Below are 15622 nucleotides of genomic sequence, written 5' to 3'. Positions count from 1 at the left end.
CAAAAGCAAACGTTTGCTTTGTCATAAAACTTCAGTATGATCTCCTGCAATTTATGTCTCATCACTCTATTTTGTAAGGGAACACTATGTTTGGCACTGCAACTAGCGCAAATGCTACCCGTGTATTACTTTTAGGCTCTGGCGAACTCGGTAAAGAAGTCGCCATTGAATGCCAGAGACTTGGTTTAGAAGTGATTGCTTGTGATCGCTATGCCAATGCTCCAGCGATGCAAGTCGCTCACCGTAGTTATGTTATCGACATGTTAGATGGGAACGCCTTAGAAGAAGTTATTACGAAGGAACAACCTACTTACGTCGTACCAGAAATTGAAGCCATCGCAACCGGCAAACTGGTAGAGCTTGAAGAAAAAGGACTGAATGTTGTTCCAACCGCTAAGGCAACCAGGCTAACAATGAATCGTGAAGGTATCCGACGTTTGGCAGCAGAAGAACTGGAATTGACGACTTCACCTTATCGTTTTGCAGATAACTTTGAAGACTTCAAAGCCGCGGTTGAGCATGTGGGTATTCCGTGCGTGGTGAAGCCTGTGATGAGCTCTTCAGGTAAAGGGCAAAGTGTTATCAAGACCGAAGACGACGTTACAAAAGCATGGGATTACGCTCAGGAAGGCGGGCGTACGGGTGCAGGTCGCGTTATCGTGGAAGGTTTTATCGACTTCGATTACGAAATCACTTTATTGACCATCAGAGCCGTTGACGGTGTGCATTTCTGTGCTCCAATTGGTCATCGTCAGGAAGATGGCGACTACCGCGAATCATGGCAACCGCAAGCTATGTCAATAAACGCAGTAAAAGCAGCTGAATACACGGCTGAGAAAGTGGTAAACGCGCTCGGTGGCTACGGCATCTTTGGTGTAGAGCTATTTGTTAAAGGCGATAAAGTCATTTTCAATGAGGTCTCTCCTCGCCCTCACGATACGGGTATGGTTACAATGATTTCACAGGAAATGTCTGAGTTTGCTCTCCACGTGCGCGCGTTTACCGGAATGCCAATTAATAATATTGTGCAATATGGCCCATCTGCGTCTGCTGTTATTCTTGGACAAGGAACTTCCACAAACATTCGCTTTGAAAACCTAAGCAAAGCTTTAGCTCAACCTCAAACACAAGTTCGTCTATTCGGTAAGCCAGAAATCGATGGCCGCCGCCGTTTAGGTGTTGTCCTTACGCGACGAAAAACCACCGAAGAAGCCGTTCAAGATGCTGTTGAAAGTGCTTCAAAAGTGAATATCATTTATTAAATACGAACCACTCATACAAAAATAGCGCAGCTCAAATTGCTGCGCTATTTCGTGTTCCAAACCGAAGAGAGCCTATTCACTCTCGATTAAGTACACTTCTTCAGAGAAGCGACTTAAGCCTTTTTTCGCAATTTTAGGATGATTCTCGTCAGCTTCATCTACGTTCAAACAAGTAACTTTGTAACCTGAAAATAACTGCTCTATCTCTTCGACCGGCACGCTAAATGGAGGCCCCGCCATCTCTTCTTGAGGATAGTTGAGTGTAACAAGCAAAATACGACCGCCTGGGTTCAGCAGTTGCTTGAGACGCCCTACATACTCCTCTCGCATATCTTGCGGTAAAGCAACCAACGCGGCGCGATCATAAATGATATCGGCTTGAGATACTGGTGCAGTGAAAAAGTCCCCAGTATAAATAGAGAGCTCATCAAATTGATAAAGCTCGTGCATGCCATTAAGAGGCGTTACCGTTGGCGTGTAAAAATGTTCAGCAAAAAAGGCACGCACAGCAATATGGCTTAGCTCAACACCTTCAACCGAATCATGCTTCATCGCTAGCCAAATCAAGTCTTCTGACTTTCCACATAAAGGAACTAACACTTTATCTTCACGCTTTGGATTAGTGTGTTTCCAATATACTGGTAATAGCGGGTTTACATCTTCCAAGTGAAATCCGATCTGATTGCTGGCCCATTTGTTATGCCAAAATTCTTGGTCTCTCATTTTACTTTCTACTTGTCGGCTGTTTTCATTTTGAGAGGTAAGACTAACGTTTTTTTTCAATTTGTCTATGCCGTTCATCTTTGGTTAATACTGCGGTGATAGGATGTAATCGGTCTCATAGGAGACGCGCCTTTATCTGATAATCAGAATAAAGAAAAGAGAAATGGTGATCTAACGCACGATTCTACTTCAAGATAAAACTGAAACCTTGGAATCTTTCGTAATGGCCCCATTTATAAGTTAGTACCTGATTTGCCGAACTTAGCGACCTTTATGTTCCCTATTTTCTAAGTACAAGCAAGTTAAGGAGAGTGAATGAGCTTATTTCTTCGTACTACAGCATTGATGCTTTTGGTACTTAGCCGTGCACCGGCATTTGCCGCACTTCCAATTACCCCTGCGCCTAGTGGCGAACAAAATCGTTCAACCAGCCAAAACGAAGTTTGTTCGAAACTTTTTAAACACAGCCTTAGCGGTTTATATGGCATTCAGTCAATCGACACCACACCAACTCAGCCATATTCTGACTTCGACATCCTTTACAGCAAAGCTCACCAAGCACAATTTGAACTTGAAACTATCTGTAAGAGTACCGCACTTCTTAATGACGCTCAGCCATACTTCGCAGGCGTGAAATCCAAACAACGAGCAGAAGAAAAGATAGCTTTAGAGTTAGATGGGAAAGTTGAACGTATTACTGACCTAGCACGTGCAACGATTGTAGCTGAAGACGTCGCGAGTTTAGTCTCCATTTATGAAACGTTAGAGCGTGAAACAACGATTGTGAAAGTAAAAAATCGATTCAAAAAACCTGGCCCTTCAGGATATAGAGACTTGAACTTGCTCGTTCGTTTACCAAAAACAAACCTAGTAGCCGAAGTTCAACTGCACTTGAAAGCAATCGCAGATGTAAAAAGCGGTCCCGAACACGACCTATACGAAAAAATCCAGAAACTAGAACGTCAAGCGATGTTGGAAAAACGTGAGCTAAGCGAAATAGAGCTTGCCTCTATTCGCAACATGCGTACACAGTCTAAGAACTTGTACCAACAAGCATGGCAACCATACTTAACAACGCATCTAGAAGCGGCGTAACCGATATCATTAAGCGTCTCTCATAAACAGAAAAACCACCGCATTGCGGTGGTTTTCATTTGTATGCACACGAATTTTACGCAAAAAAAGACCACGCCTTAGCGTGATCCATTTATTCGGCTTACTGTACTTTCTTCAGGTTTTCTACACGAGCTTTTAACTTCTGACCCGGGCGAAAAGTCACTACACGTCGAGCAGTAATTGGAATATCTTCACCAGTTTTCGGGTTACGACCAGGTCGTTCATTCTTGTCACGAAGATCAAAGTTACCAAAACCTGACAGTTTTACCTGTTCGCCACTTTCCAGTGCCTTACGAATCTCTTCAAAGAACACTTCCACCGTTTCCTTGGCGTCCCGCTTACTAAATCCTAATTTATCAAACAGGTTTTCTGCCAGTTCGGCTTTTGTGAGCGCCATAAAACTTTCCTCAAAGCTATGTTAAACAATGCTACGTTAGTGTAGCGCCAGAGCAGTTTTACCCTACCAATTCAACAACATATCGGGGTTACATCAGGAAGTGTATGACAAGCTTATGATTTTCGCCAACTTTTTTCTTGGCGAACAAAAGGAATAGCACTACGTAAATTATTGTTAAACGCCAGAAATTTGATATTTTTGTTTTTGTTTCATCTTTATCAGGAAAAACATCCAGATTATAAAACTAAAAGTAACTTAAATATCAACATTAAACACTATTTAATAAAAATATCAGATATTGGTTATTTAACAGACACTTGACATAGAACTTGTCGTAAATTCAGTGATTTGTATGTAACTCGATACGTAACAATTAGATTAAAAGGTATGACCACCTGTACTTTGCAACTGTGCTTAGAAAGCTTGATTAAACCCACGCTTCTCGCTGTTTAACGATGACGCCATATATAAAGATTGATAATGTGGAAGTTCGTGTATTTCCTCATTAGCTTCTTACACTGCTTCTAGGCGACCATGATTAATCAAATCATAAATATTCTTTTCCCTGTTTTTGCTCTTGTCGGAGTTGGCTATTTGGTCGGTCGTTACATCAAGCCTGACTTTCGCCCAATAAACCGCATTAATATTGAGGTATTTACGCCAGCACTGGTATTTTCGTCACTCGTTAGCATGCCGCTCGATTCAAATCAGGGGCCGCTTCTTTTGGCGGCAATTGTCGCGGTTTTAATTCCCGCACTACTCATGATCCCGGTATGTCGATGGACGTCACTCTCGTTTAAAACCTGGGCGCCACCACATATGTTTCGCAATAGCGGAAATCTAGCTATTCCTTTGTTTACCTATACGTTTGGAGAAATTGCGCTGTCGTCAGCAGTGCTTTTATTTGTCGTGTCAGCATGCTTGCATATCAGCTTAGGCGTAATGCTGCTTAGTCATGGCAACCCTTTTAAGCAAATAGTCAAGATGCCAATCTTTTTAGCAGCGTCGTTGGCTCTGTTTCTCAACGTGTCAAATGTGGGTGCATGGGCGCCTTTATACGAAGCCACGGCTCTACTTGGGCAAGCGGCCGTACCCGTGATGCTTTTATCTCTGGGGGCACAAATGTGTCATTTAAGGTTGGACGGTTTAAAGATTGGTGTGTTGTGTACCGTGCAGTCACTGGCAACTGGTGCTGTCGCTTTTGCACTTATTTATTGGTTAATTCCCCTTCCAACGATGCAAGTGCAAATGATGGTGCTCTTCACAATGCTGCCGCCAGCCGTCATGAATTACCTATTTGCGGAAAGGCTGAATATAGAACCCATGAAAGTGGCGTCAATGGTACTATTTGGCAACTTTTTCAGCATTCTTACGCTACCTCTTCTGCTTAGCTATACCCTCTCACTCGCTGCCTAACCGCCAACAAGCTATCGTTAGCGTGTATTAGCTGAAAAACAATACGTTCCTAATCTCGGGTAAGGGCCATCCCTAGTTTGGTCTAGTATTTTAAAGTAATGAGGGATGGTGCGAGCAGTAAGCAACTTGAACAACGATAAGGTAATCCTAAAAATAAAAACCCTGCCAAACTGGCAGGGTTTTCATTTCTTAAGAAGATACGTTACGCGAGATTAGTCACGCAGAGACGCACCAAACTTCTCAGAAACGTGAGCAACGATAGCGTCAACCGCACCAGCGATATCTGCATCTTCAAGCGTACGCTCAAGTGACTGTAGAGTCAGAGCGATTGCTAGGCTCTTCTTACCATCTTCAACGCCTTTACCTACGTAAACGTCGAACAGTTTCGCATCTTTAAGGAACTCGCCACCTTGCTCTAGACAAGCGTTAACGATGTCACCAGATGCAACAGCTTCATCCACTACTACCGCGATATCACGACGGTTTGAAGGGAACTTAGAAAGCGCTACCGCTTCTGGGATCACTTTGCTGTTGATTGCAGACCATTCGATTTCGAATACGATAGTACGACCGTTTAGACCGAACTTACGCTCAAGCTCAGGGTGAACGGTACCGATCACGCCCACTTCTTTGCCGTCTACGATGATTGCCGCAGATTGACCTGGGTGAAGTGCTGGGTTAGCTTTTTTGCTTTCAGGTGACAGTGCAGCGAAAGAGTACGCTTTTTCGTTCGCAGATAGCTCTAGAATCGCTTCTAGATCGCCCTTAAGGTCGAAGAAATCAACAGTGTTGGTTTCGATATCCCAGTGCTCTTCACCACGAGTACCAGCAATAACACCTGCAAGCATAGGCTCTTGACGCATGCCGTTTTCTGCAGATTCACATGGGATGAAACGTAGGCCATATTCGAATAGACGAACGCGTGGCTGTTGACGCTTCTGGTTGTGAACAACTGTGTTCAGCAGACCTTGGATAAGACCAAGACGCATTGCCGACATGTCTGCAGAAATTGGGTTTGGAAGCACTAGAGGCTCAACACCAGGTACAACTAGCTTTTGTTGCTCAGGCTCAACGAAGCTGTATGTAATTGCTTCGTGGTAACCACGGTCAACAAGAAGATCACGAACGCGTTTCAGTGGAAGATCCGCTTCAACGTGGTTGTGCATCTTAAGTGCTGCTGCTGGGTGTTGGTTAGGAATGTTGTCATAACCGTAGATACGGCCAACTTCTTCAATCAGATCTTGCTCGATAGCGATATCGAAACGCCATGTTGGCGCTACTGCCATCCAACCTTCTTCTGAAGCTTCAACCGTCAAACCTAGACGCTCTAGGATTTCTACTACGTCGCTATCTGCAATGTGGTGACCTAGCAGGTTGTCTAGCTTAGTACGACGTAGAGCAACTTTGTTTGGCTTAGGTAGGTCTGCTTCAGACTCTACTGCAACAACAGGTGCTACTTCACCGCCACAGATCTCAACAAGAAGCTGAGTGGCACGCTCCATTGCGCTCACTTGTAGTGCGTAATCCACACCACGCTCGAAACGCATTGAAGAATCAGTGTGAAGACCGTAGCTACGTGCGCGACCACGGATGTGGTCAGGTGCAAAGAATGCACACTCTAGTAGAACGTCTTTAGTCTCAGTTGTTACACCAGACTCTTCACCACCAAAGATACCTGCGATTGCAAGTGCTTTGTTGTGGTCAGCAACTACTAGTGTATCTGCGTTTAGTTCTGCTTCGTTGCCGTCAAGAAGCGTTAGCTTCTCACCTTGCTCTGCCATACGAACTACGATGCCACCTTCGATCTTCGCTAGATCGAATGCGTGCATTGGTTGGCCTTGCTCTAGAAGAACGTAGTTAGTGATGTCTACTACAGGGTCGATAGAGCGAATACCACAACGACGCAGTTTCTCTTGCATCCATAGTGGCGTTTCAGCTTGAACGTTTACGTTCTTAATAACACGACCTAGGTAACGAGGACACGCAGCTGGCGCTTTCACTTCGATAGACACTTTATCGTCGATTGAAGGGGCAACTGCTTCTACTGATGGCTCAGTCACGTCAGCACGGTTTAGTACGCCAACTTCACGAGCTAGACCACGAATGCTGAAACAGTCAGCGCGGTTTGCTGTTAGATCTACGTCTACTGTTACGTCGTCTAGACCTAGGAATTCACGGAAATCAGTACCGATTACTGCGTCTTCTGCTAGTTCCATGATGCCGTCTGACTCAACGTCGATACCTAGTTCAGTGAACGAACAAAGCATGCCGTGAGATGGCTGGCCACGTAGTTTCGCTTTTTTGATTTTGAAATCACCTGGAAGAACAGCACCAACTGTTGCGACTGCTACTTTCAGACCTTGGCGACAGTTAGGTGCGCCACAAACAATGTCTAGAAGCTCTTCTTCACCCACGTCAACTTTAGTTACGCGCAGTTTGTCTGCATCTGGGTGTTGGCCACATTCAACAACGTGACCGACTTTAACGCCAGTAAAAGAACCAGCAACAGGAAGAACCTCGTCTACCTCTAGGCCGGCCATTGTAATTTGGTGAGTTAGCTCGTCAGTAGTAACCGCAGGGTTTACCCACTCACGAAGCCATGATTCGCTGAATTTCATGTTGATGAACCCTCTGGATTACTTGAACTGTTTTAGGAAACGAAGATCGTTCTCGAAGAACGCACGCAGGTCGTTCACGCCGTAACGAAGCATTGTTAGACGCTCAACACCCATACCGAATGCGAAACCAGAGTATTTTTCAGGATCGATACCTACGCTACGTAGCACGTTCGGATGAACCATACCGCAGCCTAGTACTTCTAACCATTTACCGTTTTTGCCTTTCACGTCTACTTCAGCTGAAGGCTCAGTGAATGGGAAGTAAGATGGACGGAAACGTACTTCTACTTCTTCTTCGAAGAAGTTACATAGGAAATCGTGCAGGATGCCTTTCAGCTGAGCAAAGTTTACGTTCTCATCAACCAGCATGCCTTCCACTTGGTGGAACATTGGCGTGTGCGTTTGGTCGTAGTCGTTACGGTATACACGGCCTGGTGCGATGAAACGGAATGGTGGTTTACCATTTTCCATCGTACGGATCTGTACGCCTGACGTATGAGTACGAAGCATCAAGTCTGGGTTGAAGAAGAAAGTATCGTGGTCAGTACGCGCTGGGTGATCAGCTGCGATGTTTAGCGCATCGAAGTTGTGGAATGCATCTTCGATCTCTGGGCCTGCCTCGGTGTTAAAACCAAGTTCGCCAAAGAACTTCTCAATACGCTCTACAGTACGAGTTACTGGGTGTAAACCACCGTTTTCAATACGACGACCTGGTAGTGTTACGTCGATTGTTTCTGCTGCTAGTTTCGCTTCAAGCTCAGCACGTTGTAGTGCATCTTTACGAGCTGCGATAGCTTGCTGAACTACGCCTTTCGCTTTGTTGATCTCTTGACCAGCTTCACGGCGTTCTTCTGGTGGTAGTTTGCCTAGGCTTTGAAGTTGAGCAGTTAGCTCACCTTTTTTACCCAGATACTGAACACGCACTTCATCAAGTGCGACTAGCGATTCGGCAGCTTCAATTGCAGTGCTCGCGCTAGCAATGATCTCTTCTAGATGTTGCATCGTTTCCTCATCTACCTGTGGGTAGTGTCCATAAGGGAGTGATTGGTTTTTTGATAGCTGTACATAGTAGCCAAACCGGGCACCAATGCCAAATTGAATTACGAAAAGAAGAGGTTATTGAATAAAAAGAGCACAAAAACGTCAAAAATGTCATCTTTAGTTAATCTGCCGTTTAGTTGTGCCCTTTTGTTTTAGAAATAGTATTGAATAGATAGCTCGATAAAATCGTCATCTCTAGCGAAGTAGAGCAAATCATTTGGTGTTTCATTTTTAAACAACCAAGCATCAATTTGCCACTTAACGTGATTCGATATTCGGCTCGATGCTTCTAACTTAGCATTGTAAACATCATCGTTATCTAAATCCTTCGTAATTCCCGTCAATACTTCCGTTCCGTCCTCATCATTGAGCGCCCAACGAATACCTGCAAACACATCATTTTGACCGATAGTTTGTGCGTTGTTCCCACGACTGTCATAGAGGTACTCACCAATAACCCCCACATCCCAAACCGTGTCAAATGCACCGACGAAGGTATACTCAAAGCCCGTCACAAGACCGACATGATTATCAGCACTATCTCGATAAATACTTTCCAGTTTCCATAACCAATCGCCAACGATTCCTTGCACATCCAGACCGACATGACTCATCAGAGCGTAGTAAGGCTTTAATTCTCCGTACTCTAAACGAAAGTAAGGATCCCGGTTTGTTCCATATAAATAGCTTAGGCCTACGTCCCAATCGCCAAGCATTTTCGAATATCGAAAAGCCACATCTACGTGCTTCTCTTCTCTGCTTGATTCATAGATAGCATCATCAGAGACAACGGGTTCGGTTCGCAAGCGGCCATCTGTACCCGCAAACGTTCGTTCCCTAAAGTAAGGTAACAACATTGCGTGGACGGTGCCCCAGTCTTTGAAAGAGGTAAAATGTAACATCGGCTGACCGAGTTTATCTTCACCATCGACGGCTTCAATGGCATCTGTTTGGTTTACTACATCAACTAAATGGGCTGATTCAGTCACTCCCCAAAAGACCTTACTAATCCCAACTCGAAGCTCATAATCATCCCAATAACTCAGATAAAGTGCCTCTCGTATGTCGCCATGACTTCGCTCATCGTCTAGACCATCCAGACGATAGAAAGGTGTGAAAGTAAAGTTTGCATCACCATTTTGTATCTCCCAGTAAAATTCTGGCTGCAAAACCAATGACGTTTGCGCTTTGCTCTGACCCTGAGAGCCCGTTTTAAAAAACTGACGATGCTCAATATTGACTTGTCCTGCGAGCTCGACGGCAGTCAGAGGCATCGAGTAAAAAAAGGCTGCTGCACTAAGCAACAACCCAAGATTTAATCGCTTCATTTTTCCTCCACTACCTCACTCGCTTCAACACATTCTTATGAAAGTCATTGTCTTGTAATCCAGTGTTAAAACGCATTTCGCTAGTCGTTAGCTCAGTACTTTTTCCTGTTTGATGGTTTGTCATCGCCATAGTGTGCGCTCGCCAATATTGGTTGAGATATTGCTTGTAATCGGAAAAAGAAAGCGTTTTTAACAAAGAGCCTTTGCGGTCGTAAAACTCAACTTTAAGTGGACGATAATGCGCTTTATCTAACCATACCGTTTGCTTGGTATAACCTGAGTTCTTATCGGTCGGAATTTGCTCTACGACGAAAACATCTTGCCCGTTTATGCTGTCATCTTTTAGGTAGTTGAAACGGTATTTTTCAATCTCAAAGGAACTGAGATCCTCATACGCGAATTCACTGCCCATAAAAGGACCTGATTTGTTACGCGAGGAAATACGTTTCACACGTTTCAGTGCAGGAAGGTAAAGCCATTGGTCATCGGCACCCTCCGTATGAGAATGGTTAAGAAACGCCGTGCCTTTTACATCTCTCGGTTCATCAAATATCGTGAGCCCTTTGTCACCATCGCCATCAACTTCGAGTGATTGTAAGCGCATTAAACGTGTGCTGCTTTCTCCTTGCGCGTTTCGCAGAATCATTTGCATCGTAGCAACAGAATCCCCCCACCCTTCATCACGGGCTTTGCGCTCTTGGGCAATTTCTAGTCCTTTGGCTTCATCCGCCAACACCGCATGACTCATAATAAGCGAGACAGAAAGTACTGATACTTTTAAGACATTTTTTACTAAATTCATGTTCGATCCTTTAATTCGTTATGACTGAGTAACAGTCTTGGTTTGAGAGTCAGTTGATTTAAGCTTATTTCGGCGCTCCACCTCGTCGTAAACGCCTTTGTCAAACAACATCAGTAGAGTCGGTAGGAAGATGAAATCCACAACAAGGGCAATAAAGATGACAATGGCACTCAGCTGTCCCATATCGGCATTTAAACGGAAGCTCGACATCGCCAGAACAGAGAAACCAGCAACAAGCACGACCGTCGTAATCCAGAGTGCGCGCCCCACGGTACGAAAGGCGTAGCGAACCGCTTGCTCCGCACTGTGGCCATCTTTACGAGCGTGTTGATATTTAGAAAGAAAGTGAACGGCGTCATCGACAACAACACCAAGCGTTAATGTCACAACGACAGACAATCCCAAGTTAATCTCGCCAGAAACCAGCGCCCAAATACCAAAACCAATAAGCGCAGGAGCAATATTCGGGACAAGACTAATTAAGCCAAGCTTGAACGAACGCAAGGCAAAGATCAGTAATGCAGAGATTAAGACAAGAGTAATGGGCAAGGTTGACAGCATGCTGGCCATATTCGTTTCACCAATATGCGCAAACATCAATGAAGGACTAGACGCAACAACATCATATTGAGGCGCGTTTTCGTTAAACCATTGGTAAATGCGATTTTCCAAATCAACAAGCTCGACGCTGCCCAAGTTCTCCACGGTGAGAACCATCTTGATCGACGACTTATCTACATTGATTTGGTTGTTCAAATCTAAACCATACGGTAGTGACATTTCATAAAGCAGCAGATATTGAGCCGCTAATTCTCTGTCTTGAGGGAGCGAGTAATAAGCCTGATCATCTCCATGCATGTTCTTGTTTAGGCGCTTATAAACATCGCTCAAGGTCGCAACATGGTCCGTTTCTGGCTGCAACCTTAGCCAGTCAGTAAATTTACCCACGGAATTGAGAAAATTAGGATCGGCAATGCCCTGCGATTCGTTGGTTTTTATCGCGATACTGATGTTCGCCATGCCACTGATTCGCTCTTCCATAAAATCAGCCGCTCGGCGAAATTCATTGCTATGGCCAAAGTACTCGACGGATTCATCATTGACTTTGTTCAGCGGAATCAAGCTCGCACTCGCGACAATAACAAGCACCGACAACGGCAATAACGCATGTCGCTTTGACACCACGAAATCTCCTAAATGATCCATAAAGTGCTTTCTTTCATCAGAAGTATCCGACTTCACCGTAACCGGAAGGATATTAAGCAAGGCGGGAAGTAACGTGATGGAAAGGAAACAAGCAACCATGACGCCAAGGGCTGATAGGTTGCCGAAATCTCTCAGGATTGGAGAATCCGACATATTCATCATTAAAAAGCCGATCGCGGTGGTAATGGAGGTAATCAAGATAGGCATGAAATTGAGCGCAATACTTCGCTCAATAGAGTGGGCTTTACTAAAGCCGTTTTGCATAGACTGACGCATTGTCGCGATGATGTGTACACAGTCTGCGACGGCAAGCGTCATCACCAAGGTAGGCACATTAACGGTCGCCGTGCTTAAGAACATACCAGCCCATCCTGACAAGCCCATTGTAACCATAACCGAGCCGATAACAACGATGAGCGTCGCGATGACGCTAAGCAATGAGCGCAACATGATGGTCAGAAACACCAATATCACTAGTAACATAGTTGGCACTAATGTTGCGCTATCATCTTGGGCTGCGGTCATAAACGCGTAGTTCATTGCAATAATACCAGCCTTGTGGAATTCCGTGTCTGGGTACACTTGCTGATAACGCACAATCATTCCGTTTATGTAAGCAACCACCTCTTGTACTTCAGCAGTTTTATCTATTTCAGGGAGTTGGACCGTAATGTTTACGACCGTGACATCTCCTTTTTCAGAAATCAGTGAACTTTTCAAAACCGGCTCACTCAACGCAATACTTTTGACTTTCTCTATTCGTTGAGGTGTCAATTCATATTCGCTATACAGTAAATCTTCGACAAGAAGATCATCTTCAAACGCTTCGGTATGCTGGTAGTTGGCGAGGGAATCAACGCGGGTGGAGTATGGAACTTGCCACGCCTCGTCAGTGATCTGCTGAATAAGAGATAATGTGCTAGGAGTAAAAACAGTGCCGCTCTTTGGCGCTATAACCAAAGCAAGACTGTCAGATTTTGCAAAGGTGGTTTGAATTTCATCAAACGCAAGTAACTGCTCATTTGTTCCATCAAAGAAGATGTCGTAATCTCCTCTAAAGTAAAGATTTTTTCCTCCAATGGTTGCTATGACAATCAATAAAACGGTAGCAAGCATCACCAATACACTGTAATTCGTTGGTAGCTTACCCCACCCTGAACGGGCGTATTGTTGAACGTTGTGATGTGGCATCACACTCTCCTTTTGTGACGTTTCGTCAAATTTAAAAACTAAAAAACAGCAAATGCTGTAAATAACCAGACAAACTCGACATGCAAACTTTAGATCGAATGAATTTGGCTACATAAGTTAGTTTTTAGTAACTTCCTATGCTTCTCGTGATCATTGGCTGAACGCCAACCTTCGAGATTTAATGACGATTCGTCACAATAGTGCGATAAAAAAGCCAACCATAACGTCAGATTGGCCTTTCCAGTTTATTAGCGATTCACTGACTCTAAATAAGCAAGCTCTTCACTAAATAACTCCTGCTCCACTCGACGCCAGGTTTTACGGTAGTCCCATTCTGTAGATAAAGGCGACCAACCTAAACCATCAAGTAACATATTCGCGTTGTGCAGTACTGAGAATGGGTCTTGAATTCGCTGAATACATCGACTGTTCGATGCATTTTGCGCCAAAGCGTTTGAACCGAATGCAATAGACCAGTTGGCGAATACAATAGCATCAGAACCAATTGCGGGAGAAAACTTAAGATCACCACATTCTACCGCATTGTTCACTAGCGCATCAGCACCATCTATTACTTGTTCTTCCAAGTTATTCAGTTCATTCACACGTTTAGGCGAAGCCTTCTCTAGAACCCAAGGCGTCTTTGCAACAATCGCACAAGTTGATAGTACTGGCTCCATACGAGCGTAAATACGATAACCTACATGCATCGCAATGATTTTTTCTCTGGTATTGCCATTAAATTTGGCGGTACGTTCGAAAAATATTGCTTCGCTTTTCAGCGAATGAATACAAAGCGCAAGAATCACATCTTCTTTGCTGCAAAAATGATTGTAGATCGTCCCTTTAGAATAAGGGCTTGACGCTGTAAGCTTGTCCATCGTTAAGTTGGCAAAGCCTTGCTCTTGAACTAAAGACTTAGCCAATTGAATAAGCTCTATCTCACGATCAGCAATCGCCTGTTGCTTTTTTGTTAGCCCTGAAGACACACGACATCCGTCTTGCTTGCTATATTTTTTACAGCGAAAGTTAAACATAATCCTTTGATCCGTATACCAACACACTCCCAATAATTGTAACACGATTCTTTAATACAGGAACGCAACTAAAGTTGACGAACCGTCACAAATGACACTTCGTCATAATAGATCAAAAAACAAACATTTCAAGTATGAATTTATAATTAGAAGATAAATAGCTACCAATTATGCATACCCAAGTAGCTACAGGATGCTTGGTTCAACGATAATGGTTTCTTTGTAGAGGAAGCGAGAGAGGCTTTGGGAGGAACAACGAAGGAAATCAGCATGTTAAAAATAACGAAAGTAGATGCTGAACAGGTATTATTCGAAATAAGCCCAAAACACTTTAAGTCTGAATTAAGAGCAAACACCGCTGAATGCCCTACTTACAAAGTATTTGCTGTCTTAGGCTTTTTCTTTTGCAACGCCCTTTCAGAAACTCTCTTCAAAAAAGGCTCAAAATCTATATAGATAGGCTTGGCTTATCACCTGCAGATGCGATGGCATAACGAATATCATCAATAAATCGCCCCTCTGTCTCAATAATGCCGTCAGAGAATGTGACTGGCTGATGTGGCCCAGCAAGTAGAACAATATTAGTAAAATCAGAGACATTAAAGTTCTCTGCTACAACATTTTTGGAATGAAAATCGATGACGGTCTTTGCGACTTGATCTTCCAGTAACAAAAGCTGTTCTTCGGTAATTTTCATACGCGCCAAAGCAACGCGAACACACTTATCGTGGGTAGTCGTCTGCTCTTTTATGATTTCGGTATATTTGTCGTTGAGCTTGGAGTTCTCTGCATAGCTATAATATAAAGGTCCGTGCAGCGTTATATTTTTATCTTCATCAACGTAAACGAGATCCAACAACTCTAATGCTTTTAAGTAATCGGACATGCTCTGCTCAGACAAGTCATACTTTTTCTTTAAAATAGAATAGCCGTCTTTACCTCGTAACATTCTCAATTCACGATAAAAGTCGTAAAGGTGAGGGAATTGAAAGAATACCTCATCCTGCGTACGACTAAAGTAATCCTCGTCTTCACCTTGCAATTGATTTGCGAGCTTTTGTAGTTCATCTAACGTGCAATCAACCGCTCTACAATATTCCAGCAACTTATCTAAAGCGAGATTCGTGCTTGTAAGATGTCTCTTAAAGGTAGACAGTGGCATACCCATTTTCTCAGATAGCTCTCGATATGTTAGCCCTTTTGTTTTAATCGCTTGGCGTAATGCGGCTAGCAAGTATTCGGGAGTCAGATCTCTCATCTACAATTCCTTTTGGCAATGTTACAGCTGTATAGTATTTGTAACAATTTAGAACCGCTTGGCAAGGTATAAGTTCATATTTTTATAAGAAAAACATGAATTAATATACTGAAAGGAGAATTCACACAACAAATGAAAAATTCAATATGAATTCAATTTCATTATAGATATAAAATAATATGCAAAATAAAGGTAAAGCAATCACTCTAAATTGTCGTGATTAATTT

General features: G+C 43.6%; 13 protein-coding genes. 4 read left to right on the top strand and 9 right to left on the bottom strand.

Going from position 1 to position 15622, the window contains the following annotated elements:
• Positions 1 to 86: 86 nt before the first annotated feature.
• Positions 87 to 1262 carry a formate-dependent phosphoribosylglycinamide formyltransferase gene (gene purT / locus R7Q38_RS07590; protein ID WP_225472801.1) on the top strand — a complete coding sequence of 392 codons (1176 nt, stop codon included), beginning with the start codon at positions 87 to 89 and terminating at the stop codon, positions 1260 to 1262.
• Between the two features lie 72 nt (positions 1263 to 1334).
• On the opposite strand, the gene R7Q38_RS07585 is transcribed toward purT, so the two are convergent.
• Positions 1335 to 1985 carry a thiopurine S-methyltransferase gene (locus R7Q38_RS07585; protein ID WP_213973290.1) on the bottom strand — a complete coding sequence of 217 codons (651 nt, stop codon included), beginning with the start codon at positions 1983 to 1985 and terminating at the stop codon, positions 1335 to 1337.
• A gap of 315 nt (positions 1986 to 2300) precedes the next feature.
• Between R7Q38_RS07585 and R7Q38_RS07580 the strand changes: the two genes are divergently transcribed.
• Entirely contained in the window at positions 2301 to 3080 is a 780-nt protein-coding gene (locus R7Q38_RS07580; protein ID WP_025766820.1) for a phosphoribosylglycinamide formyltransferase, read from the top strand.
• A 121-nt stretch (positions 3081 to 3201) separates the two neighbouring features.
• Here R7Q38_RS07580 and ihfA read toward each other — a convergent pair whose 3' ends face one another.
• Complete coding sequence (ihfA, locus tag R7Q38_RS07575) at positions 3202 to 3498, bottom strand: integration host factor subunit alpha (protein WP_005377899.1); 297 nt, start codon at positions 3496 to 3498, stop codon at positions 3202 to 3204.
• A 534-nt stretch (positions 3499 to 4032) separates the two neighbouring features.
• Here ihfA and R7Q38_RS07570 point away from each other — a divergent pair.
• Positions 4033 to 4914 (top strand): AEC family transporter, encoded by an 882-nt coding sequence (locus R7Q38_RS07570; RefSeq protein ID WP_239939244.1) that lies wholly within the window; start codon positions 4033 to 4035, stop codon positions 4912 to 4914.
• 212 nt (positions 4915 to 5126) lie between these two features.
• Here the strand turns inward: R7Q38_RS07570 and pheT are convergent, their stop codons facing one another.
• From pheT to R7Q38_RS07540, 6 genes are all read right to left on the bottom strand, one after another.
• Positions 5127 to 7532, bottom strand: coding sequence for a phenylalanine--tRNA ligase subunit beta (gene pheT / locus R7Q38_RS07565; RefSeq protein WP_239939243.1), 2406 nt, complete (start codon positions 7530 to 7532; stop codon positions 5127 to 5129).
• Positions 7533 to 7550: 18 nt separating this feature from the next.
• Positions 7551 to 8534: a phenylalanine--tRNA ligase subunit alpha gene (gene pheS, locus R7Q38_RS07560; protein WP_005385470.1), complete on the bottom strand. Its 984-nt coding sequence runs from the start codon at positions 8532 to 8534 to the stop codon at positions 7551 to 7553.
• A 191-nt stretch (positions 8535 to 8725) separates the two neighbouring features.
• Positions 8726 to 9901 carry a hypothetical protein gene (locus tag R7Q38_RS07555; RefSeq protein WP_411913399.1) on the bottom strand — a complete coding sequence of 392 codons (1176 nt, stop codon included), beginning with the start codon at positions 9899 to 9901 and terminating at the stop codon, positions 8726 to 8728.
• Positions 9902 to 9911: 10 nt separating this feature from the next.
• Positions 9912 to 10703: an outer membrane lipoprotein-sorting protein gene (locus tag R7Q38_RS07550; protein WP_239939242.1), complete on the bottom strand. Its 792-nt coding sequence runs from the start codon at positions 10701 to 10703 to the stop codon at positions 9912 to 9914.
• 18 nt (positions 10704 to 10721) lie between these two features.
• Complete coding sequence (locus R7Q38_RS07545) at positions 10722 to 13100, bottom strand: efflux RND transporter permease subunit (protein WP_239939241.1); 2379 nt, start codon at positions 13098 to 13100, stop codon at positions 10722 to 10724.
• 248 nt (positions 13101 to 13348) lie between these two features.
• Positions 13349 to 14137 carry a TetR/AcrR family transcriptional regulator gene (locus tag R7Q38_RS07540; protein ID WP_005377913.1) on the bottom strand — a complete coding sequence of 263 codons (789 nt, stop codon included), beginning with the start codon at positions 14135 to 14137 and terminating at the stop codon, positions 13349 to 13351.
• 270 nt (positions 14138 to 14407) lie between these two features.
• Here R7Q38_RS07540 and R7Q38_RS07535 point away from each other — a divergent pair, with 270 nt between their 5' ends.
• The gene (locus tag R7Q38_RS07535) at positions 14408 to 14593 is read left to right on the top strand and encodes a hypothetical protein (RefSeq protein ID WP_005377915.1); all 186 of its coding nucleotides are present in this window, start codon (positions 14408 to 14410) and stop codon (positions 14591 to 14593) included.
• On the opposite strand, the gene R7Q38_RS07530 is transcribed toward R7Q38_RS07535, so the two are convergent.
• Entirely contained in the window at positions 14586 to 15395 is an 810-nt protein-coding gene (locus tag R7Q38_RS07530; protein WP_005377917.1) for a helix-turn-helix domain-containing protein, read from the bottom strand. The genes R7Q38_RS07535 and R7Q38_RS07530 overlap by 8 nt on opposite strands.
• Positions 15396 to 15622 lie beyond the last annotated feature (227 nt).

Source organism: Vibrio sp. Vb0598, assembly GCF_033338935.1.
Lineage (GTDB): Bacteria > Pseudomonadota > Gammaproteobacteria > Enterobacterales > Vibrionaceae > Vibrio > Vibrio alginolyticus.
The sequence above is the reverse complement of the archived record's forward strand: the minus strand, read 5'-3'. Positions and strand labels throughout refer to the sequence as shown.